General features: G+C 66.5%; 15 protein-coding genes. 12 read left to right on the forward strand and 3 right to left on the reverse strand.

Going from position 1 to position 21,636, the window contains the following annotated elements; all coding sequences use genetic code 11:
- Positions 1-88 precede the first annotated feature (88 nt).
- A complete protein-coding gene (locus DN388_RS23350; RefSeq protein WP_043859680.1) occupies positions 89-307 on the reverse strand; it encodes a hypothetical protein in 219 nt (72 codons plus the stop codon).
- A gap of 147 nt (positions 308-454) precedes the next feature.
- Here DN388_RS23350 and DN388_RS23355 point away from each other — a divergent pair, with 147 nt between their 5' ends.
- A complete protein-coding gene (locus DN388_RS23355) occupies positions 455-1,009 on the forward strand; it encodes an NADPH-dependent FMN reductase (protein WP_255002254.1) in 555 nt (184 codons plus the stop codon).
- Positions 1,010-1,109: 100 nt separating this feature from the next.
- Here the strand turns inward: DN388_RS23355 and phnX are convergent, their stop codons facing one another.
- Together phnX and DN388_RS23365 are read right to left on the reverse strand one after the other, a co-directional pair.
- Complete coding sequence (gene phnX, locus DN388_RS23360; RefSeq protein ID WP_255002257.1) at positions 1,110-1,937, reverse strand: phosphonoacetaldehyde hydrolase; 828 nt, start codon at positions 1,935-1,937, stop codon at positions 1,110-1,112.
- A gap of 49 nt (positions 1,938-1,986) precedes the next feature.
- A complete protein-coding gene (locus DN388_RS23365) occupies positions 1,987-3,093 on the reverse strand; it encodes a 2-aminoethylphosphonate--pyruvate transaminase (RefSeq protein ID WP_255002259.1) in 1,107 nt (368 codons plus the stop codon).
- A 112-nt stretch (positions 3,094-3,205) separates the two neighbouring features.
- Between DN388_RS23365 and DN388_RS23370 the strand changes: the two genes are divergently transcribed.
- From DN388_RS23370 to DN388_RS23420, 11 genes are all read left to right on the forward strand, one after another.
- Positions 3,206-4,066: a LysR substrate-binding domain-containing protein gene (locus DN388_RS23370; RefSeq protein ID WP_054915716.1), complete on the forward strand. Its 861-nt coding sequence runs from the start codon at positions 3,206-3,208 to the stop codon at positions 4,064-4,066.
- 73 nt (positions 4,067-4,139) lie between these two features.
- Positions 4,140-5,153 carry an AraC family transcriptional regulator gene (locus DN388_RS23375; RefSeq protein WP_043859675.1) on the forward strand — a complete coding sequence of 338 codons (1,014 nt, stop codon included), beginning with the start codon at positions 4,140-4,142 and terminating at the stop codon, positions 5,151-5,153.
- Positions 5,154-5,235: 82 nt separating this feature from the next.
- Entirely contained in the window at positions 5,236-6,432 is a 1,197-nt protein-coding gene (locus DN388_RS23380) for a DUF6543 domain-containing protein (RefSeq protein ID WP_255002261.1), read from the forward strand.
- A 2,473-nt stretch (positions 6,433-8,905) separates the two neighbouring features.
- Positions 8,906-9,796, forward strand: a complete 891-nt coding sequence (locus DN388_RS23385) for an NEL domain-containing protein (protein ID WP_255002357.1) — start codon at positions 8,906-8,908, stop codon at positions 9,794-9,796.
- A gap of 136 nt (positions 9,797-9,932) precedes the next feature.
- Complete coding sequence (locus tag DN388_RS23390) at positions 9,933-11,585, forward strand: AMP-binding protein (RefSeq protein WP_255002262.1); 1,653 nt, start codon at positions 9,933-9,935, stop codon at positions 11,583-11,585.
- Positions 11,586-11,594: 9 nt separating this feature from the next.
- Positions 11,595-12,362 (forward strand): SDR family NAD(P)-dependent oxidoreductase, encoded by a 768-nt coding sequence (locus DN388_RS23395; RefSeq protein WP_058541897.1) that lies wholly within the window; start codon positions 11,595-11,597, stop codon positions 12,360-12,362.
- 14 nt (positions 12,363-12,376) lie between these two features.
- Entirely contained in the window at positions 12,377-13,570 is a 1,194-nt protein-coding gene (locus tag DN388_RS23400; protein ID WP_054915720.1) for an acetyl-CoA C-acyltransferase, read from the forward strand.
- A gap of 8 nt (positions 13,571-13,578) precedes the next feature.
- Positions 13,579-14,706 carry an acyl-CoA dehydrogenase gene (locus DN388_RS23405; RefSeq protein ID WP_043860115.1) on the forward strand — a complete coding sequence of 376 codons (1,128 nt, stop codon included), beginning with the start codon at positions 13,579-13,581 and terminating at the stop codon, positions 14,704-14,706.
- 14 nt (positions 14,707-14,720) lie between these two features.
- Positions 14,721-15,494 (forward strand): enoyl-CoA hydratase, encoded by a 774-nt coding sequence (locus tag DN388_RS23410; RefSeq protein ID WP_043860114.1) that lies wholly within the window; start codon positions 14,721-14,723, stop codon positions 15,492-15,494.
- 72 nt (positions 15,495-15,566) lie between these two features.
- The gene (locus DN388_RS23415) at positions 15,567-20,144 is read left to right on the forward strand and encodes a hypothetical protein (RefSeq protein WP_255002263.1); all 4,578 of its coding nucleotides are present in this window, start codon (positions 15,567-15,569) and stop codon (positions 20,142-20,144) included.
- Positions 20,145-20,274: 130 nt separating this feature from the next.
- Positions 20,275-21,636 (forward strand): aldehyde dehydrogenase family protein (locus tag DN388_RS23420; RefSeq protein ID WP_254506146.1); only part of this gene is annotated, 1,362 nt, incomplete at its 3' end.

Consider the following 21,636-nt stretch of genomic DNA (forward strand, 5'->3'; position numbering starts at 1 on the left):
TAACACAAAAAGGGCGACCCGTAAGGGTCGCCCTTTTTGTTTGCCTGAAGCAAAGGGCGCGGCCGGATTGCTCGGGCCGCGCGGTGCGTCAGGGGATACGGGTGATCTCCACGCCGCTCTGTACCAGCTCGAAGCGATCCTCGCCCAGGTGGTTGACCCGATCGCCGATGGCCAGGCGATAGCTGGTGATCGGCAAGGAGTCGGCACTTCCATCGGCCTGCAGGGTGGCTTCCTGAAATTCATGAACGGGGTAGATGCGTCCTTCAGCATCCCGAGCATGAAATTGTCCGACCAGTACTGCTGTCATTTGGCGTGTGCCCTCTGAAATGTTCTCTATGGGCCATAGACCACTGTTTTGCCTGGGAAGTTTAGTCCCCCTGGAAAAAAACCTGTGGGCCGCGCCGTAGCGTCTATAACTACCACTTCTCTATGTCGATCAGGTTGGAGCGTGGTCATGAGCCAGGTCTATTCGGTTACGGTGTTGGTAGGCAGCTTGCGCAAGGAGTCGATCAACCGCAAGGTCGCCAGGGCGCTTGCAGAGCTGGCACCGGCCAGCCTCAAGCTGGGTATCGTCGAAATTGGCGAGCTGGCGTTGTACAACGAGGATATCGACACCGACCCACCGGCAGCCTACAAGGCCTTTCGCGACAAGGTGCGTGCCAGCGACGCGGTGCTGTTCGTGACCCCCGAGTACAACCGCTCGGTGCCTGGCGTGCTCAAGAATGCCATCGACGTCGGCTCGCGCCCGTACGGGCAGAGCGTGTTCAGCAAGAAGCCGGGGGCGGTGATCAGTGTGTCGCCGGGGGCGGTGGGGGGCTTTGGTGCCAACCACCACCTGCGCCAGTCCCTGGTGTTTCTCGATGTGCCCTGCATGCAGCAGCCAGAGGCCTATGTGGGTGGGGCGGCGACGCTGTTCGACGAGCATGGCAAGCTTTCGGAGAAGACCCGGCCGTTTCTGCAGAGCTTCATCGACAGTTATGCGGCGTGGGTGGCGCGGCACCTGGCATAGGGCCCAGGCGCGCCCTTGGCTGGCGAGGGCGGCTCCTGGCCTGCAGGAGCCGCCTTGCCGATTGCAGGAGCCGGCCTTGCCGGCGAAAGCCCAACACGGTCTATACCCCCTGCGGCATCTCACCCTGCGCCAAACGCCGATTGATATCCTCCACCACCTGCGGCAGGTCATTGATGGTGTCGATCAGGTAGTGCGGGCGTGACCCTTCGAACAGCGCATGAATGCGCGCACGCTCGCTGGCCAGTTGCTCGGCATCCAGTGCCAGGTAACCTTCATGGGTCAGCCCCAGCGCGTTGCCCGAGCACACCAGCGCCACGGTCCACATGCCGGCACGACGCCCTTCCAGAATGCCCGGTACGGTGTCGTCCACCTTCACGCACGCCGCCACATCGTCGATACCCAGCGCAATCACGTTGGCCAGCGCCTGGGCCGGCCACGGGCGACCGTTGGGGGGCTGGTCGGTGGCCACCACATGGTCGGCCACATAGCCATTGCGCCCGGCCAGTTCCACCACCTTGTCCATCACCACCTTCGGATAGCCGGAGCACGAACCGATCTTCAGGCCCTGCCGGCGCAGGGCGCTGATGGTCTGCAGTGCGCCGGGGATCAGCGCCGAATGGGTGGCGATCTTTTCGATCTGCAGCGGCATGAAGCGGTTGTAGAGCGCCGTCACGTCATCATCGCTTGGCACGCGGCCGAACACCGCGCGATAGCGCTCGGCAATCTGCGGCTGGTCGCACAGCGTGCGGATATGGTCCCACTTGCCCATGCCCATGGGGCCGCGGGCCTCCTCGATGGACACCTGCACATCGAATTCGGCAAAGGCCTCGACGAAGATCTGCGTGGGGGCGAACGAGCCGAAGTCGACCACGGTTCCGGCCCAGTCGAGAATGGCCGCTTGCAGCTGTGTGGGGTTGCTGTAGTTCATCATTGCGTTCCTTGTTCGGTATACCGCAGAAAAGGGGGATAAAACGGAATCAGATGTGCAGCACTTCCATTTCCCGCAGCGCATCGGCCACGGCCTGGACCGCGGCGCGCATCTCGTGGGGGCCGACGCAGCCGATGCAGCCCACGCGGAATGTCTCGACCTGGGTCAGCTTGCCGGGGTAGAGGATGAACCCCTTGGCCTTGACCCGTTCGTAGAAGTCCGCGAACTGGTAGCGCGGGTCACGCGGGGCGTGGAAGGTGACGATGATCGGGGCCTGGATGGCAGCGGGCAGAAAGCTGCGCAAGCCGATGGCCGCCATGCCGTCGAGCAGGGTCTTGCAGTTGCTTGCATAGCGCTGGTGGCGCGCCGCCAGGCCGCCTTGCTCGTGGTACTGCAGCAGGGCCTCGTGCAGCGCCGCCACCACGTGGGTGGGCGGGGTGAAGCGCCACTGGCCGGTGCGGGCCATGTAGGCATGCTGGTCATGCAGGTCCAAGGCCAGCGACGGCGAGTTGCCCTCGGCGCCAGCCAGTGCGGCCTTGTCGGTGAACACGAAGCCCATGCCCGGTACGCCTTCGAGGCACTTGCCGGACGCCGCGATCAGGGCGTCGAAAGGCACCTGGGCCGCGTCGATCGGCAGGGCGCCGAACGAGCTCATGGCGTCGATGATCAGGCGCTTGCCGTGATCGGCGACGACCTGGGCGATCTGCGCCAGCGGGTTGAGGATGCCGGTACTGGTTTCGCAGTGAATCAGCGCCACGTGGGTAATGCTGGTATCGGCGCGGATCAGGCGTTGGACATCGGCGGCGGTGGTGGGCTGGTCTTCGGCGGTCTCGAAGGTGGTGAAAGCGCGGCCCAGCACTTGGCAGATCCTGGCCAGGCGCTGCCCATAGGCGCCGTTGACCAGTACCAGCACCTTGCCGTCACGGGGCACCAGCGTGCCGATGGCCGCCTCCACGGCGAAGGTGCCGCTGCCTTGCAGGGGCACGCAGTGGTGGCTGGCGTGGCCATTGACGATGCTCAGCAACTGCTGGCACAGGTTGGCGGTCAAGGTGTTGAATTCGCGGTCCCATGAGCCCCAGTCGAGCATCATCGCCTGCCGCGTGCGTGCCGAGGTGGTCAGGGGGCCCGGCGTCAGCAGGACGGGGGTGTGGGTCATGGCGATGCTCCTCGCAAGCGGTGGGCTGAAACTACGGTGCCTACGTTGCAATTGCGCGCTTCATCAATCAAATTGTTTGTCGTTATGCCAACCATAAGTCAGGCCGATAGATATGAACCTGTTCCAGCTTCGCGCTTTCGATGCGGTGGCCCGCGAGGGCAGCTTTACTCGCGCTGCCGCGCGCCTGTTCATCAGCCAGCCAGCGGTCACCGGGCACATCAAGGCACTCGAGGAGCATTACCAGATCACCCTGCTGCGGCGCACTGCGCGGCGTGTGGAGCTGACCGAGGAGGGCACCCGCCTGGCCGCCATCACCCGCGCGATGTTCGGCCTGGCCGAGGAGGCGCAGGTGATGCTCGAAGCCAACCGCCAGTTGCTTACCGGGCGCCTGGAAGTTGCCGCCGACGGGCCACACCAGGTCATGCCGATGCTGGCCCAGCTGCGCGTGCGCTACCCCGGCATCACGGTCAACCTGCGCCTGGGCAATGCCCAGGAAACCCTGGCGGCGCTGCTGTCCGAGCATGCTGACGTGGCCGTGCTGACCGAGGTCGAACCGCGCAAGGGCCTGCACCTGCAGGCCCTGGGGTCGTCGCGTATCTGTGCCTTGCTGCCGGCCGGCCATCGCTGGGCCAGCCGCCCCGAGTTGCCCCTTGCCGAACTGGACCAGCAGATCATGGTGCTGCGCGAACCCGGCTCGATCACCCGGCGCACCTTCGACCAGGCCTGTGCCCGGGCCGGGGTGCAGCCACGGGTGCTGCTGGAGCTCGACAGCCGCGAAGCGGTGACCGAGGCGGTGGCCGCGCAGCTGGGGCTGGGTATCGTCTCGTCGATGGAGACCAGCCACGATCCGCGGGTGGTGGCCCGGCCCATAGAGGGGCCAGGGCTGGTCAACCAGCACATGCTCGGTTGCCTGGAGCGGCGCCGCGAGTTGCGCCTGATCCAGGCCTTTCTCGGGCTGGCGTCATCGGCATGACACGGCGTTGGCGTTTTGCCGTCGGCCCCCTAAGATGGCCGGCACACACCACCTGCAACACGAGTGAGGGTCGATGAAGGAGAAAGACACCATCTCCATGCAACTGGTGCGCGAGGCCCTGTTGCAAAGCAGCGCACCCGGCGCGGCGGCTGCGGCGTTGCTGCAGCGGGTGGGGATCGACCCGCAGCAACTGGAGCAGCCCCAGGCCCGCGTGCCGGCCAGTGCCTATGCCCGGCTGTGGCGGCTGCTGGCGCGTCGCTGCAACGACGAGTTCTTCTGCATGGACCCGCGCGGGCTGCGCAGCGGCAGCCTGGCGTTCATCTGCCGCTCGTCCATGGCCCAGCCGACCTTGGGCGCGGGCCTGGAGTGCGCGCTGGGGTTTCTGTCGCTGATGCTCGAGCACCTGCACCCGGTGCTGGTGCGCCAGCAAAGCCTGGCTGAAATCGTGATCGGCGAACCCGCCGAGGCGCCGCGCCGACCCTTCACCTATTTCACCTTCTGGATGATCGTGCATGGTGTGGCCTGCTGGCTGGCGGGTCGGCGCATTCCGATTCTGGCCATCGAATTGCGCTGCGCCGAGCCGGACTACTGCGATGACTACCGCGTGATGTTTTCACAGAACCTGCAGTTCGAGCGCCCACGCACGCGGCTGATTTTCGCTGCCGATTGCCTGGACCTGCCGCTCAGGCGCACACCCGAAGAGCTGCAGCGTTTTCTGGCCGAGGCGCCGGCCAACATTCTGGTGAAGTACCGGGACCCCACCAGCCTGGCGCGGCGTATCCGCGACGACCTGCGCCAGTTGCCCGCCAGCCAGTGGCCGGATGCCGAGGCACTGGCCCAGCAGCTGTGCCTGTCGGCCTCCACCCTGCGCCGACGCCTGGCCGAGCAGGGCCAGACCTACCAGGCCCTCAAGGACAGCGTGCGCCGCGAGCTGGCCATCGGCTGGCTGGCCGATGCGCAGGTCAGCTACGTGGAGATCGCCGAACGCCTGGGGTTTGCCGACACCAGTTCGTTCTACAAGGCCTTTCGCAAGTGGTCGGGGTGCAACCCCGGGCATTACCGCAGCCTCGTGCTGGGTTCGGGCTGAGGCCGCGAGGCAAGCCTTCCCGCTCCCTTGCCGGCGGGGCTGTTCCTAGTCTGGGTGCCCACCCCTTGATGGAGCAGGCGCCATGAGCCCGACCTCGAGCATCCGCAAAACCACCGGCACCACAGACGATCCCACCATCCTCGATCAATTCATCGCCGAACGCCTGCCGGGTTGGCTGCGCACGGCATCCAGGGACCAGGCGCGCGCAGTGAGCGCTGCATTGATCCGGCATCAGGCGTCGCTTGAAGCGTTGACCGAGTTGTTCCAGCTCCTGCAGTCGCCCGACGTGTTCGCTGCGCCCCTGCTGGACAAGGCCTTGCGCGACACCCTGGGGCTGCAACTGGACACGCGTGCGGCGCACTGGAAGGAAGTGCGCCTGCGTCAGTACCGCCCGGGGCTTTCGGCCACGCCCATGCCTTATCTGGAGGCGATCGAGATCCAGAGCCCGCTGTTGCAGCGTGCCCTGCAGAACTTCAGCGAGACTGCCGGTGGCTACTGGGGATTCTTTCGCGGCACGGCGATCGTGTCTGCGGGTCAGGCACTGGGCGTCGCGCCCGAGCGGTTTGCCGGCCTGTCCCGCACGCTGGACCTGGGCCAGAAGTATCAGGCTCATCTGGACAGTGTGCTCGACCCGCCGGATGACGCACTCAAGCGCCAGCGCCATGCGCTGCTGGCCCGCGAACAGCGCGATCAGCTGGATGTGGCCGCCCAGGTCGGCTACCTGAAAAAGGACATCGACGAGGTGGCCTACCGCATGCTGCGCCAGGTGGTCGACGGGGCGAGCCAGGTGACTTACGCCGAGCACCCGGTAAGGGTGCGCAGCATCGAGGTGCTGGGGCAGCAGGTACAGGGCGCGGTCGCCTTTCTGGCCCGTGGCGAACCCCTGGAGGGGGCGATACGCTGGACCGAGGCCGGCCTGGTGCGCCAGGTGGTGGTGTTTCTGCCTGGCGATCCGCAGCGCCCGCTGCGTCAGTATCCGACCTGGTATGCCTGTGCAACCGATCTGGGCCTGGCCTTGAAATCGGCTGATTACCTGAGCTACTTCCAGAGCCTGATCAGCCTGCACAGCTTTCGGCGCGGCCTGGCAGGCGCAGCGAGACGCGGCGCGCCCGGACCTGGAGCTGCTCGATTACCCGCTGGCCGGGGAGTTGTTCGCCAGCCTTGCGCAATGGCGTATCGCCCGGCTCAAGGCCGACGCAGCGGTGCTTGCCGTGCCTACGGCCAGGGTCGACGATGCGCTGGCCGAAGCACGTCGCGAGGCCTACCTGGCCGCAGGTGAAACCCTGCTCGGCATAGCGGCCTCGTTCGTCCCCGGGGTTGGCCAGATCATGCTGCTCAGTAGCGTCGGGCAGTTGCTGGGCGAGGTCTACGAGGGCGCCGTCGACTGGAGCAAGGGCCAGCGCAAGGAGGCCCTGGCGCATCTGACCGGCGTGGCCGAAAACGTGCTGGCCAGCGTTGCAACAGGGGCGGGTGTGGCGGGCCTGGTGGCGGTGGCCAAACGTTCGGCCTTCGTCGACGGCCTCATGCCGATAGTGCGCAGCACGGGCCAATACAGGCTGTGGAACGAAGACCTGGCAAGCTACCGTCATGCCCACCCTTTGCCTGAAACCCTGGTGCCGCGCGGCGATGGCTTGTATGAGGATGCAGGCGCGCTGTGGCTCAGGCATGAAGGGCAGACCTATCAGGTTCAGCAGCGCGATGGGCGCTGGGTTATGGTGCACCCGCAGCGTGCCGAAGCCTACTCGCCCGGCCTGGAAACCAATGGCGAAGGCGCCTGGCGCCTTCCTGGCGAGCATGCGCTGCAGTGGGCGGGCAATGCCCTGCTGATGCGGCGCCTGGGCCCGCTGGCCGAAGGGCTGAGCGATGCGCAGATCGACCAGGTCATGGTGATTGCCGGTATGGACGAGGCGCGTTTGCGCGGCCTGCACGTGGAGAACCGGGGCATGCCGGTTCGCCTGCGCGATACCCTGGTCCGCTTCGGTATCGATACGCGCATCTCGACATTCTTCGAGCGTCTGCACCGGCAAACCGATGCCCAGGGCCTGGACCCTGTGCTCCATGCCTTCTGCAGGGAGCATCTGCAGGGTGTCGAAGACGCGGGGCAGGACTCGGAGCTCGATCATATCTGGGAGCAGATGCCGCGCTTGCGCTTCGAACTGTTCGAGCACCTTGAGGCGGCCACGCTGACCGCTGCCGATAGCCGTGTGAGCCTGTTGCAACGTGACTTTCCCGGGCTGGCGCGACGCTATGCCCAGGCGCTGGCAGAGCAGGCCGATGCCACGCAGCGCCAGATGATGGATCAGACTCGGCGCATTCCCCTGGCGGTCGCCGAGCAGGCACGCCACACCTTGCGTGAGGCGCGATTGAGCAGGGCGCTGGAGGGGTTGTGCCTGCAGAACGTGCACAGTGACGACAGCGTGGGCCTGGCCTTCGGCTTGCTGCGACGCATGCCGGCCTGGCCCGACGGGCTGAACCTGGAGCTGCGCGAAGGTTCGTCCAGCGGGCGGGTGATCGAGCGCCAGTTGTCACTCAGCGATACCCGCCAGACGCGCGTGCTGGTGCGTCGCGACGGGCAGTTTTCGGTGTACGACACTGAAGGCTACGAGATCGACGACGAGATCCCGGCTCCCCAGGGGATGTTCGAGGCGATTGCCTGCTGCCTGACGCGCGAGCAGCGTCGCGCCCTGGGCTGGACGCGTCATGACAGCGCGGCACAAATGCGCCAGGCCCTGGCTGCGCGGGCCCTGGCCAATCCCTCCGAGGCCGCGCAACTGATCGGGCAGGCGCGCTCGGCCGGGCGCTTCAGCCCGCCCCAGCGCTTGCCCGACGGTCGCATCGGGTATCCGCTCAGTGGCCGGGGCAGTGCGACACGACGGTCCCTGGTCAGTGTGGTGCGTGTGCTGTTCCCGGGCTATGACCAACTCCAGATCGATGTGCTTCTGACCGAACTGCAGGGGGGCTCGGTTGAACCGATGACGGCACTGATGCGCCTGCTGGACCAGTACCAGCGCCTCGATGCGAGCCTGCAGCTGTGGTGTCGGGAGGTCTTTGGCCAGTCCCGCGAGTGGCGACGCCTGGTGGCCGATGAGCTGCGCCGGTGCTGGCGACGACAGACCGATCGCGTGACCAATGGGGGTGGCACGCTGATCGGCTATCGCCTGAACCTGGTGGCGATGCCGGTGGGGCATCTGCCGCCGCTGGGGGCCGGTATCGATTTTTCCCACGTGATAGACCTGAGCCTGGTGGGCATGGGGCTGACCGAGCTGTCGAACAGCTTCCTGCAACGCTTTGTCGGCGTGCGCTGGCTCAACCTGGCCAACAACCGCTTCGGGCGCATACCGCCTGCCTTGAACGGCATGAACTGGTTGCGTGAGGTGAACCTGAACCTCAACCAGATCAACCTGCGCAACACCGGGGTCAATACCCTTGCGTCCCTGCATCGGCTTGAAGTGCTGAACCTGGACAACAATCCCATCGAGATCCTGCCGAACATGGCCGGCATGTACAACTTGCGCCACGTGTGGTTGCGCAGTACGCGCCTGCAGCTGTTCCCGACCGGGTTGCTCGAATGCCCGTTTCTGGATGTGGTCGACTTGCGCGACAACCTCATCACCCAGTTGCCGGAGACGTTCTTCGTGCCCGAGTCGCTGAACATCTACCTGCTCCAGCGTAACCCCCTGCCGCAGGCCACCTGGGACCGCATCAACGATCTGCAGCAGTTGCTGCCCGTGGTGGAGGCTGCGGCCGGTGTCATGGTACGTGCTGAAACGACTGCGCAAGCCCGCGCACTATGGCTGGAGCTGGCGAACGAGGCGCAGCTGGATGTGCGCAGCCGTTACTGGGACAGCCTGATTGCAGAGCCTGGCGCCGCAGACTTCTTCCAGTTGCTGACCGAACTGACCGGGTCGGCGGATTTCCAGCATACCCGGGCCGAACTGGACCAGCGCGTGTGGCGCATGCTCGAGGCGATGGCGCACCACACGGCGCTGCGCGAGGAACTGTTCGAGCTGGCGGCCAGCCCGACCACGTGCGTGGACAGCGTGTCGTCCACCTACAGTGCGCTCGAAGTGCGGTTTTTGCTGTTTCAGACCGTGCGCGCAGACAGCCCGAACGAGCAGCAGGGCGAAGCGTTGCTCGCCTTCGCGCGGCGTCTGTTTCGTCTTGAACAGGTCGAACAGTTCGCGCGTGCCGACATCCAGGCCAGGACGCAGGAGGCGCGTGGGGTGGACGAGGTCGAGGTGAGCCTGGCCTATCGCACCCGTCTGGCCGCTGCACTGGACCTGCCCGGGCAACCGCGCAACATGCAGTTCGCCGAAGTGGCCGCCGTGGCACCGGCACAGATACACGAGGCCCAGCGGGTGGTGCTGGCTGCCGAGCAGACCGACCAGCTGGCAACGTTCATCAGCGGCCGGGATTTCTGGCTGGCCTACCTGCGCCAGGCTCACGAAGGCGAGTTCGAGCAGGTCGAACAACCGTTCTGGGATCGACTCGAGGTGCTGGCCGCGCAACAGGGCACGCTGCAGGAAGGGGTGTACCTGACGCGAATGAACGCATTGCGCAGCGAACGCGAGGCGGCAGTGCAGGCGCTGGCATTGCGCCTGACCCAGGCGGCGCTGGAGGCTGCCGCGCCGCCTGCGGGCTAGCCCCGGGGGCTGTGCAGGCAGTGGCCAAACCAGTCATCCAGATTGACAGCTTTGGCCATTGTCGCTGCGCGCTGGTGGCGCGACTATCGTCAGATCATTCGTTCTATTCCAACAATAAGAAACGAGGAGTCTGGCAATGCGTGATTACCACGACGCGCAGCGTGCTTTCGATTACCTGCACACTGCCGATGCCGTGCTGGCGGGCAACCTGGGTGCGCTCAACGCCTGCGTCGAGTGTTGCGACCGGCACGCCGCCGAGGGCGGCGTGGCCTTGTACTGGGAGCGCCACGACGGGGCCTGCGCGCAGTACACCTTTGCCGACCTGCAGCAGCGCGCCGCACGCCTGGCCAATGTGCTCAAGGCGCAGGGCGTGGGGCCGGGCGACCGGGTGGCGGGGCTGCTGCCGCGCACCGTCGAGCTGCTGGTCACGGTGCTCGCCACCTGGCGACTGGGGGCGGTCTACCAGCCCCTGTTCACTGCCTTCGGGCCCAAGGCCATCGAGCACCGCCTGCACAGTTCCGGCGCCCGCGTGGTGGTCACCGACCGCACCAACCGCCCGAAGCTCGACGAGGTCGAGGGCTGTGCGCGGATCATTACCGTCGATGCCCAGGCCGGCAGCGGCGACCTGGATTTTCACACTGCCCTCGACGCTGCCAGCGCCGACTGCGCGCCTGTGCTGTTGTCCGGGGAGGCCCCCTTCCTGCTGATGTTCACCTCCGGCACCACCGGCCCGGCCAAGCCGCTGGAGGTGCCGTTGCGGGCCATCGTGGCGTTTCAGGGCTACATGCGCGACGCCATCGACCTGCGCCCCGAAGACAACTTCTGGAACCTGGCCGACCCCGGCTGGGCCTACGGCCTGTACTACGCCGTCACCGGGCCGCTGGCGCTGGGCCAGGCCACCACCTTCTTCGACGGCCCGTTCAGTGTCGAAAGTACCTGCCGGGTGATCGACAAGTACGCCATCACCAACCTGGCCGGGTCGCCCACGGCCTATCGCATGCTGATCGCCGCCGGCCAGGCCTTCGCCGAGCCGATCAAGGGCCGCCTGCGGGTGGTCAGCAGCGCCGGCGAACCGCTCAACCCGGAAGTGATCCGCTGGTTCGCCGAACACCTGCAGGTGCCCATCCACGATCACTATGGCCAGACCGAACTGGGCATGGTGCTGTGCAACCACCACGGCCTGCGTCACCCGGTGCACCTGGGCTCGGCCGGCTTTGCCATCCCGGGTCATCGCATCGTTGTGCTTGATGAGCAGCAGCGCGAACTGCCGCCCGGCCAGCCCGGCATCCTCGCGGTGGACCGCGAGCAGTCACCGCTGTGCTGGTTCGGTGGCTACCACGGGGTCCAGACCAAGGCCTTCGTCGGCAAGTACTACCTCAGCGGCGACACGGTGGAGCTGAACCAGGACGGCAGCATCAGCTTTGTCGGGCGCAGCGACGACGTGATCACCACCTCCGGGTATCGGGTCGGGCCGTTCGATGTGGAAAGCGCGCTGATCGAGCACCCGGCGGTGATCGAGGCCGCCGTGGTCGGCAAGCCGGACCCGGAGCGCACCGAACTGATCAAGGCGTTCGTGGTGCTGGCCAGCGGCGTGGAGGGCACGCCGGAGCTGGCCGAAAACCTGCGCCAGCATGTGCGCCAGCGCCTTTATGCACATGCCTACCCGCGCGAAATCGAATTTGTCGGCGAGCTGCCCAAGACCCCGAGCGGCAAGCTGCAGCGTTTCATCCTGCGCAATCAGGAAATAGCCAAACAACACACCGCGCCGGCGCCCGTCGCCAGCGCCTGAGGACCCCTTATGCAAATTGCCAACAAGAACTTCATCGTCAGCGGCGCCGCCTCCGGGCTGGGCGCCGCCACCGCCGAGATGCTGATCGGCGCCGGTGCCCAGGTGATGCTGGTGGACCTTAACGCCGAGGCCGTTGCAGCCAAGGCGCAAGCCCTGGGTGACAAGGCCCGTTTCGCCGTGGCCGACATCAGTCAGGAGGCCCCGGCCAAGGCCGCCGTGGACGCGGCCGTCAGCGCCTTTGGCAGCCTCCACGGGCTGGTCAACTGTGCCGGCATCGTCGGCGCCGAGAAGGTCCTGGGCAGGCAGGGGCCGCACGGCCTGGACAGCTTCAGCCGGGTGATCAACGTCAACCTGATCGGCAGCTTCAACCTGCTGCGCCTGGTGGCAGCGGCCATGGCCGAAGGCGGTGCCGACGCCGACGGCGAGCGCGGGGTGATCATCAATACCGCCTCCATCGCCGCCTATGACGGGCAGATCGGCCAGGCGGCCTACGCTGCCTCCAAGGGCGCGATTGCCAGCCTGACCCTGCCGGCCGCCCGCGAACTGGCGCGCTTCGGTATCCGCGTGATGACCATCGCGCCGGGCATCTTCGAAACCCCGATGATGGCCGGCATGACCCAGGAAGTACGCGACTCGCTGGCGGCCGGCGTGCCGTTCCCGCCGCGTCTGGGGCGCCCGCAGGAGTACGCGGCGCTGGCGCGTCACATCATTGAAAACAGCATGCTCAACGGTGAGGTGATCCGTCTCGACGGTGCCTTGCGCATGGCTGCCAAGTAATTCAGGAGAACCGCATGAGCATGTCCCATGATCCCATCGTAATCGTCAGCGCCGTGCGCACGCCCATGGGCGGCCTGCAGGGCGATCTCAAAAGCCTGACTGCACCGCAACTGGGCGCTGCCGCCATTCGCGCAGCCGTCGAGCGTGCGGGCGTGGCTGCCGACAGCGTCGACCAGGTGCTGTTCGGCTGCGTGCTGCCAGCCGGTCTCGGCCAGGCCCCGGCACGCCAGGCGGCCCTGGGGGCCGGCCTGGACAAGGGCACCACCTGCACCACCCTGAACAAGATGTGCGGCTCGGGCATGCAAGCCGCGATCATGGCCCATGACCTGCTGCTGGCCGGTACCGCCGAGGTGGTGGTGGCCGGCGGCATGGAGAGCATGTCCAACGCCCCGTACCTGCTGGACAAGGCGCGCAGCGGCTACCGCATGGGCCACGGCAAGGTCATCGACCACATGTTTTTCGACGGTCTGGAAGATGCCTACGACAAGGGTCGCCTGATGGGCACCTTTGCCGAGGACTGCGCCCAGGCCCAGGGCTTCAGCCGCCAGGCTCAGGACGACTTTGCGATTGCCTCGCTGACCCGTGCGCAACAGGCGATCGAGAACGGCAGCTTTGCCGCCGAGATCGTGCCGGTGGAGGTGACCGAGGGCAGGCAGACCCGCCTGGTCAGCCACGACGAACAGCCGCCCAAGGCCCGCCTGGACAAGATCGCGCAGCTCAGGCCGGCGTTTCGCGAAGGCGGTACGGTCACGGCAGCCAACTCCAGCTCGATTTCCGACGGTGCGGCGGCGCTGGTGCTGATGCGCAGGTCCCAGGCCGAGCAGCGCGGCCTCAAGCCACTGGCGGTGATCCACGGGCATGCGGCGTTCGCCGACGAGCCTGCACTGTTCCCCACCGCGCCGATCGGCGCCATCGATGCGCTGCTCAAGCGCACCGGCTGGAGCCTGACCGAGGTCGACCTGTTCGAAATCAACGAGGCGTTCGCGGTGGTCACCCTGGCGGCGATGAAGCAGCTGGACCTGCCCCACGACAAGGTCAACATCCACGGCGGCGCCTGCGCCCTGGGCCACCCCATCGGCGCATCGGGCGCGCGTATTCTGGTGACCCTGCTTGCCGCGCTGCGCCAGAAGGGCCTGCGCCGCGGCATCGCGGCCATCTGCATCGGCGGTGGCGAAGCCACGGCCATGGCTGTCGAGTGTCTGGACTGAGGTGCACCATGCTAGTCAACGATGAACAACAGCAGATCAGCGACGCCGTTCGCCAGTTTGCCCAGGAGCGCCTGCGGCCCTTTGCCGAGCAGTGGGACCGCGAGCACCGCTTCCCGCGGGAGGCTATCGAGCAGATGGCCGAGCTGGGCCTGTTCGGCATGCTGGTGCCGGAGCAGTGGGGCGGCAGCGACACCGGCTATGTCGCCTACGCCATGGCCCTGGAGGAAATCGCCGCCGGCGATGGTGCCTGCTCGACCATCATGAGCGTGCACAACTCGGTGGGCTGCGTGCCGATCCTCAAGTTCGGCAGCGAGCAGCAGAAGCAGCAGTTTCTGACGCCGCTGGCCACGGGCGCGATGCTCGGTGCCTTTGCCCTGACCGAGCCCCAGGCGGGCTCCGATGCCAGCAGCCTGAAAACCCGTGCGCGCCTCGAGGGCGATCACTATGTGCTCAACGGCTGCAAGCAGTTCATCACCTCGGGGCAGAATGCCGGCGTGGTGATCGTGTTCGCGGTGACCGACCCGGCAGCCGGCAAGCGCGGCATCAGTGCCTTTATCGTGCCCACCGACTCGCCTGGCTACCAGGTGGCGCGGGTGGAGGACAAGCTCGGCCAGCATGCCTCCGATACCTGCCAGATCGTCTTCGAGAACGTGCGTGTGCCGCTGGCCAATCGCCTGGGCGAGGAGGGCGAGGGGTACCGGATCGCCCTGGCCAACCTGGAAGGCGGGCGCATCGGTATTGCCGCGCAATCGGTGGGCATGGCGCGGGCCGCGTTCGAGGTGGCACGTGACTATGCGCGCGAACGCGAGAGCTTCGGCAAGCCCCTGATCGAACACCAGGCGGTGGCGTTTCGCCTGGCCGACATGGCCACGCGCATCGCCGTGGCCCGGCAGATGGTGCATCATGCCGCCGCCTTGCGTGATGCCGGGCGCCCGGCGCTGGTGGAAGCCTCGATGGCCAAGCTGTTTGCTTCGGAAATGGCCGAAAAGGTCTGTTCCGATGCCTTGCAGACCCTGGGCGGTTATGGCTATCTGAGCGACTTCCCGCTGGAGCGGATCTACCGTGACGTGCGGGTTTGCCAGATCTACGAAGGCACCAGCGACATTCAGCGCATGGTCATTGCGCGCAATCTTTGAAGGGAGCAGCTTGCATGAGTTTCGAAACCATTCTGTTGGACATCCGTGGCAAGGTCGGCCTGATCACCCTCAACCGGCCCCAGGCGCTCAACGCCCTCAACGCGCAGATCGTGCGCGAGCTGAACCAGGCGCTGGACCAGCTCGAAGCCGACCCGAACATTGGCTGCGTGGTGCTGACCGGTTCGGAGAAAGCCTTCGCCGCCGGTGCCGATATCAAGGAAATGGCCGAGCTGAGCTACCCGCAGATCTACATCGACGACCTGTTCAGCGACAGCGACCGCATCGCCAACCGCCGCAAGCCGATCATCGCCGCGGTGTCCGGCTTCGCCCTGGGCGGTGGCTGCGAGCTGGCACTGATGTGCGACTTCATCCTGGCCGCCGACAATGCCAAGTTCGGTCAGCCTGAAATCAACCTGGGCGTGTTGCCGGGCATGGGCGGCACCCAGCGCCTGACCCGCGCGGTGGGCAAGGCCAAGGCCATGGAGCTGTGCCTGAGCGGGCGCATGATGGGGGCCGAGGAGGCCGAGCGTGCCGGCGTGGTGGCGCGTATCGTGCCCAAGGAGCAGCTGCTCGAGGAGGCCCTGAAGGTGGCGGCACAGATCGCCAGCAAGTCGGTGCCGGTGGCGATGATGGTCAAGGAGAGCATCAACCGTGCTTTCGAGGTGAGCCTGTCCGAAGGCGTGCGCTTCGAGCGCCGGGTGTTCCATGCCGCGTTTGCCACCGAAGACCAGAAGGAAGGCATGGCGGCGTTCATCGCCAAGCGCGAGGCCCAGTTCAAGGACCGCTGAGCAACATCTACCACCTGCCCGGCAGGGCGTGACGCTGTACTGCGGCTTCTTTACTCACAAGGAAGTCGCATCATGGATGCAGCAGATACGCTTTTCGGGCAGTTGGCCACACACGCTTCGCTGTGCGGCCCCATCGGCCGCCAGATGGTCACCCGGCCCTCGTTGCACGCCGTGGCTGCGCAGGTGTGCGCGCAGCAATGGCAGGTGCGCGGGATCAAGGGCCCGGCGCCATCGGCCTTGACCCTGGTCAGGGGGCGGCCGGGGCAGGGCGCGCGGCTCGATACGCTGGCCGATGCCCTGATACGGCGCTATTGCGAACGCACCTGCCTCAACCTGGCCAGCGGGCTGGACTACCTCACCCTGCAGCGCGGCGCCGAGTATCCGCAGGCCGCCGATGTCGACCTGCACGCGGTCGAAACCCTGCTCAATGAATGCGGGCCGTTGCTGCTCGATGAATACAAGCGTGTGCTCAGCTGTTACTGGGGCCAGGCCGAGCCGGGCCAGACCGCGCGCTGGGACTGGCTGGCCGATTACCTCAAAAGCCGTTTTTCCAGCGCCTGCGAACTGGCCCGAGGGGCTGGCGTGCTGGACGGGCTGGAGCTGGCCACGGCGACGATGGTCGGCATCTATCCACGGGCGACGCAGCGCGCGCAGTTCGGCAACGGCGCGGATGTACGCGTGTCGCTGCTGTGCCTGGATGCCGAACCCGGTGGCGGGCTGGACCCTGAACTGGCCAGCGCGGTGCTGATCGAGCGCCAGGTGCTCGGCCAGTTGCGCACTGTCGTGGTGCTCTACACCCTGGCGGGTGGGCTGTATCGCTTCGATTCGCGCCAGGCACTGCTGGAGGCATTGGCCAGGGGCTGGGGCGCGCAGGCTTCGGGCACCTTCAAGCTCAACCTGTACCAGACCGAACTGTCGATTTTCCAGGCCCAGGCGCGGTTGTTGTTCGAACAGCAATTACGCCTGATCGATGCCATCGCCGCAGCACCTCTCGATTCGCAGGTCGACCCGGTGCAGACGCTGGTCGCGCGCCTGGACGAAGCCACCTCGCTGGTGCAGGTGTGCGATGTGAGCGAGCGCCAGACCCTGGCCAGCCTGCGCGGGCTGTTGCCGACGTGGTTGCGCGACGCTGACGATGCGCCGCGCCTGCAGTACACCGAGATGCTGGTGCGCCTGGCGCGGGTGCAGCAGCGCAGTGGCGGGCAGTCGTTCCTGCATGACCTGCCCGGCATGCCGGAGTATGCCTGGGCCCAGTGGCAGGCGGCGGTGCGTGCCGGGCACCCGGGCTTTACCCGTGCCGAGCTGGAGGATGTCGAGCTGGTCAACCGCCAGGTGATTGCCGGCGCCGGCGGCAGTGGGGGGGATTTTGCCCCGGCGGGCAGCATTCGCGAGGTGACGCTGAACCTGGCCCAACTGGCGGTGGGCAACCTGGGGCTGCTCAGGGCAGGCAGCGTCACCTTGCGCAGCCGCAGCGGCGCAGTGCTGCCGACATGGCTGGATCTTGCATTCATCAAGGCCCAGGTCACCCGCCTGGACGTGGGCCAGACCTACCCGGACCTGTTGCAGCACAGCCTGCTGGATGACCCTGTGCAGTCGGCCAGTCGCCAGCAGCTGTTCGTCGATCAGTTGCGCGAACAACTGCCGATGCTGGTGCTGGAGTATTACCTGCGTCAACGCGAAGGGGTTAGTGCACTGAGTGCCCGGCGTGTCATGGCACTGTGCCGTGGCGAGGAAACCGACGCGGTGCTGCGTCCGTTGGGCCTGTTGCGCGAGGCGGGTGCACACCCCGATGTCGCGCTCAATGCTTACCTGGTCGAGGGCCGCGACCCGCGCCAGGGGCCGTGCCTGCTGTATCGCCCACTGCACCGCGAGCCGCTGCAGGAGTTCAGCTCGCGCCAGGCCTTGTTCGAGCGGTTGTGCGAGCCCGGCGCGCTGCACGACGATCTACTGGCGCGGCTGCCTGCCAAGGCACAGCCGGTGTACGCGCGTGGCGGGCTGGAGCAGCCGCATACGGTGCGCTTTCTGCCCGGCTCGGACTTCGCTCCCCTTCAGGTGCCGGCCCCGGCGTCGTTCAGCGACGCGCTGATCGATGGCGACCCGCTGGTGCATCTGTACCGTAGCTGCGCCCAGGAACTGGTGGCCCGCGCCCGGGCCGGCTCGCAGTCATCCAGCGAACAGCGCTGGGCGGCCTATGCCGAACTGGGCTGGCTGATGTTCAACACGCTGTTGCCACTGTGCAATGGCCCGGTTGCGGTGGCCGGCTGGCTGGTGCAACTGACGGCGGGCCTGCGCGATACCTTGCAGCAACACCAGAGCGAGGGTGACGGGCAGCTGGCGGGATGGTTGTTCAACCTGGCGCTGACGTTGCTGGCGAGCAGGACCGACACCACCCGGCTCAAGCTCTCAACCCCTGCGCAGAGGGGCGAGTCGCCGCTGGCCCAGGTGCTGGAGCCCGAGTTCGGCCATGCCCTCGCTTCGCCCTCGGGCCAGGCGTTGGACAGCCTGGATTTCAGCTGGGCAGCGGCGGCGGACCGACTGAGCGGCGAACAGCGCGCGCGGCTGGTGCCCCTGCAGCGCGTGCAGGGCCGCGAGGGGCTGGGGGCACCGATCAGCCACGGGCCCTGGCAGGGGTTGTACCTGCATGAGGACCGTCTGTGGGTGGGTGTCAGCGGGCAGGTCTACCCCGTGGTGGAGGAGGATGCCGGCCTGCGAATCCGCGACGCGCAACAGCCTCCCGGGCCCTGGCTGCGGCACGCCGCCGATGGCAGCTGGCAATTCGACCTGGGCTTGCGCTTGCGTGGCGGCATGCCGCTGAATCGGCGCATCCAGCAGTTGCGCCTGGCCAACCAGGCTCGCGTGGAGGTTCTGCAGAAGGAACTGGACGACTACCAGCCGGTGCGCCAGGCCAGCGCCTTGCAGCTCAAGCGCGATCTGGACGAGGTGGTGAAACAGGAGCCGCAGCCCTCGGCCGAGCGATTGCAGCGCTATGTGGATGATCTGCGACGGCACGGGCAGGGGCTGGCCAAGGCGCGCGAAAGCCATGCGCAACTGAACCAGCTTAAAACCCTGGCAAACTTTCGCGCCCAGCAGGGCAACTACCTGTTCGAGGAGTCCAGCATTACCGTGCAGTTGCTGTACGCCTTGCGAAGCCTGTTCATGCATAACAAGGACGGCATAAACAACCTGCGCGGCGGCCAGGGTCAGGACCGTCTGCGCGAACTGGTGCTGGAAGGCACTTCGCCCACCTATCGGCAACTGGTGGTGCTGCTCGAAGGGGCCAAGACCCTGACCGAGCAGATCATCGACTGCTATCAGGCCCTCGATCGCCTGACCGGGCAGCTGCGCCAGATCCTGCCCGGCGGCCCGGCCCAGGCAAGCAGGATCGAGGCGATGCGCGGTGAAGAGCTGTCAGTCCAGGCCTGGCGTTCGTCCCAGATCAACATGCTGGGGGTGTTGGTGCTGCAGGCAGACCGCGGGCACGCCGGGGGCGAGGGTATCTACGAGACGGTGTTGTCTGCCCGATTGGGCTTGCAACTGGAGCTCGAGATGGGCGGGGCGTTCACCGATCAGGAGCGGGTGCAGATGCTCGACAGCAGTGTGCGCCACTATGCCAGTGCACTGCAGGGCACCCAGCTGTACAAGGCCTCCAGCGCGGTTTTGCAGGGGGCGGCACAGGTGGAAGAGTACCAGCAGGTGCTGCTGGCCCTGCATGATGCTGCCCAGAAGAGACTGGCCGGGCTGATTCGCGACCTGCCACGCCAACCTTCGGCGCCACCGGCCTCAGGCAGCCGCTCGCGCACGTTGATACGCACCCGCAACCGCGGCGTGGTGGTGGGCCAGCAGCGTCGGCTGGCAGGGGCCGACAGCGACGTGGTGGTGGTGATCGACCCGGTGGAACAGCGCGAGCTGGCCCGCTACGAGGAAACCGCCGAGGCCGGTATCTGGCAGCCGGTGGAGCGCCCCCGCCCAGCACCTGCGCGCGCCACCCAGGCGCAGTTGCCGGGCTTGCTGGAGCGCTCCACGCGGTTGCTGAACGACTCGGCGCAGCAGCTCAGGCGCGCCGTCGCCCAGGCCAGGACCGCCATGCTTCCGGTGGAGATGGAAGAAATCCTGACGCAGCAGGCGCGCCCGCTTGACGAGCTGGCCCGGCAGATCGAACAGGCATTGACTGCCGGCAACGACACCGACCGGTCGGCTGCCGGCCAGGATGCGGCGCTGCAAGCCAAGGCCCTGCTCGAGCAGGCCAAGCATCTGCGTGATGAAGGGCGGCGTCTGCGTGTGCAGATGACCCTGGCACAGTTGCCGACGGTCAGTCGGGTGGCCTACCTCAAGGCCCAGGGCGAGGTCAGCCTGCACAGGCTCCAGCCGCGCAAGCCCACGCGAAAACGCAAGGGCCATGCCCAGGATTTCCTTCAGGAGTACGAAATCCACGACAAGGCGGGGCAGTTGCTGTGGGTGGCGCACTTTCATTACGCGACCCTGGACGCAGAGCCTGGGCTGTACACCGCGGCGCATCTGAAAACCGCCGCACAGCGGTTCGAGGGGGGGCAGTACCAGTTGCCGGCAGACGCCGACAATGAGCGCGTGATCCAGATCTACCGCAGCCAGATCGACAGCCGCTCGGCCCGGGCGCTGTTCCTGGACCTGTAGCGGCGCCCGCGCCTACTACCAAATGACGAGTTGTCCTCTGCCAAAGGGCGATTCGTCAGCCGCCCCGGCCTGCCTAAGATCCGTACACCGCCTGTCGTCATGACAGGCCCGGATCAACAGAGGCCCGAACATGATCTATGCAGCTCCCGGCACCGAAGGCGCCCTTGTCAACTTCAAACCGCGTTACGGCAACTACATCGGCGGCGAGTTCGTTGCCCCGCTGAACGGCCAGTACTTCACCAACAGCTCGCCGGTGAACGCCCAGGTCATCGCCGAATTTCCACGTTCCAGCGCCGAAGACGTCGAGCGCGCCCTGGACGCCGCCCACGCCGCTGCCGATGCCTGGGGCCGTACCAGCGTGCAGGACCGCTCGCGCATCCTGCTCAAGATTGCCGACCGTATCGAGCAGAACCTCGAAGTGCTGGCCATTGCCGAAACCTGGGACAACGGCAAGGCCATTCGCGAAACCCTGAATGCCGACGTGCCGCTGGCCGCCGACCATTTCCGTTACTTCGCCGGCTGCATCCGTGCCCAGGAAGGCAGCGCCGCCGAGATCAACGAAAACACCGCCGCCTACCACTTCCATGAACCGCTGGGCGTGGTCGGGCAGATCATTCCATGGAACTTCCCGCTGCTGATGGCCGCCTGGAAGCTCGCCCCGGCCCTGGCCGCCGGCAACTGCGTGGTGCTCAAGCCGGCTGAACAGACCCCACTGTCGATCACCGTGTTCGCCGAGCTGGTGGGCGACCTGCTGCCGCCGGGCGTGCTCAACATCGTGCAGGGCTTCGGGCGCGAGGCCGGTGAAGCGCTGGCCACCAGCAAGCGCATCGCCAAGATCGCCTTCACCGGTTCCACCCCGGTGGGCTCGCACATCATGAAGTGCGCTGCCGAGAACATCATCCCCAGCACCGTGGAACTGGGTGGCAAGTCGCCGAACATCTTCTTCGAAGACATCATGCAGGCCGAGCCGAGTTTCATCGAGAAAGCCGCCGAAGGTCTGGTGCTGGCGTTCTTCAACCAGGGCGAAGTGTGCACCTGCCCATCGCGTGCGGTGATACAGGAGTCGATCTACGAGCCGTTCATGGCCGTGGTGATGAAGAAGATCGCCCAGATCAAGCGTGGCAACCCGCTGGACACCGAAACCATGGTTGGCGCCCAGGCGTCCGAGCAGCAGTACGACAAGATCCTCTCGTACCTGGACATCGCCCGCGAAGAGGGCGCGCAGGTACTGACCGGTGGCGCCAGCGAGCGCCTGGCCGGCGACCTGTCGACCGGTTACTACATCCAGCCGACCCTGCTCAAGGGCCACAACAAGATGCGCGTGTTCCAGGAAGAGATCTTCGGCCCGGTGGTGGGCGTGACCACCTTCAAGGACGAGGCCGAGGCCCTGGCAATCGCCAACGACACCGAGTTCGGCCTGGGCGCCGGGCTGTGGACCCGCGACATCAACCGTGCCTACCGCATGGGCCGTGGCATCAAGGCCGGGCGCGTG

The organism is Pseudomonas sp. S12(2018) (genome assembly GCF_024355235.1).
Taxonomy (GTDB): domain Bacteria; phylum Pseudomonadota; class Gammaproteobacteria; order Pseudomonadales; family Pseudomonadaceae; genus Aquipseudomonas; species Aquipseudomonas palmensis.

What these genes read in the sequence shown, in the direction of transcription:
- DN388_RS23350 (WP_043859680.1), bottom strand. Translation starts at nt 307, where the DNA reads ATGACAGCAGTACTGGTCGGACAATTTCATGCTCGGGATGCTGAAGGA.
- DN388_RS23355 (WP_255002254.1), top strand. Translation starts at nt 455, where the DNA reads ATGAGCCAGGTCTATTCGGTTACGGTGTTGGTAGGCAGCTTGCGCAAG.
- phnX (WP_255002257.1), bottom strand. Translation starts at nt 1,937, where the DNA reads ATGAACTACAGCAACCCCACACAGCTGCAAGCGGCCATTCTCGACTGG.
- DN388_RS23365 (WP_255002259.1), bottom strand. Translation starts at nt 3,093, where the DNA reads ATGACCCACACCCCCGTCCTGCTGACGCCGGGCCCCCTGACCACCTCG.
- DN388_RS23370 (WP_054915716.1), top strand. Translation starts at nt 3,206, where the DNA reads ATGAACCTGTTCCAGCTTCGCGCTTTCGATGCGGTGGCCCGCGAGGGC.
- DN388_RS23375 (WP_043859675.1), top strand. Translation starts at nt 4,140, where the DNA reads ATGAAGGAGAAAGACACCATCTCCATGCAACTGGTGCGCGAGGCCCTG.
- DN388_RS23380 (WP_255002261.1), top strand. Translation starts at nt 5,236, where the DNA reads ATGAGCCCGACCTCGAGCATCCGCAAAACCACCGGCACCACAGACGAT.
- DN388_RS23385 (WP_255002357.1), top strand. Translation starts at nt 8,906, where the DNA reads ATGGTACGTGCTGAAACGACTGCGCAAGCCCGCGCACTATGGCTGGAG.
- DN388_RS23390 (WP_255002262.1), top strand. Translation starts at nt 9,933, where the DNA reads ATGCGTGATTACCACGACGCGCAGCGTGCTTTCGATTACCTGCACACT.
- DN388_RS23395 (WP_058541897.1), top strand. Translation starts at nt 11,595, where the DNA reads ATGCAAATTGCCAACAAGAACTTCATCGTCAGCGGCGCCGCCTCCGGG.
- DN388_RS23400 (WP_054915720.1), top strand. Translation starts at nt 12,377, where the DNA reads ATGAGCATGTCCCATGATCCCATCGTAATCGTCAGCGCCGTGCGCACG.
- DN388_RS23405 (WP_043860115.1), top strand. Translation starts at nt 13,579, where the DNA reads ATGCTAGTCAACGATGAACAACAGCAGATCAGCGACGCCGTTCGCCAG.
- DN388_RS23410 (WP_043860114.1), top strand. Translation starts at nt 14,721, where the DNA reads ATGAGTTTCGAAACCATTCTGTTGGACATCCGTGGCAAGGTCGGCCTG.
- DN388_RS23415 (WP_255002263.1), top strand. Translation starts at nt 15,567, where the DNA reads ATGGATGCAGCAGATACGCTTTTCGGGCAGTTGGCCACACACGCTTCG.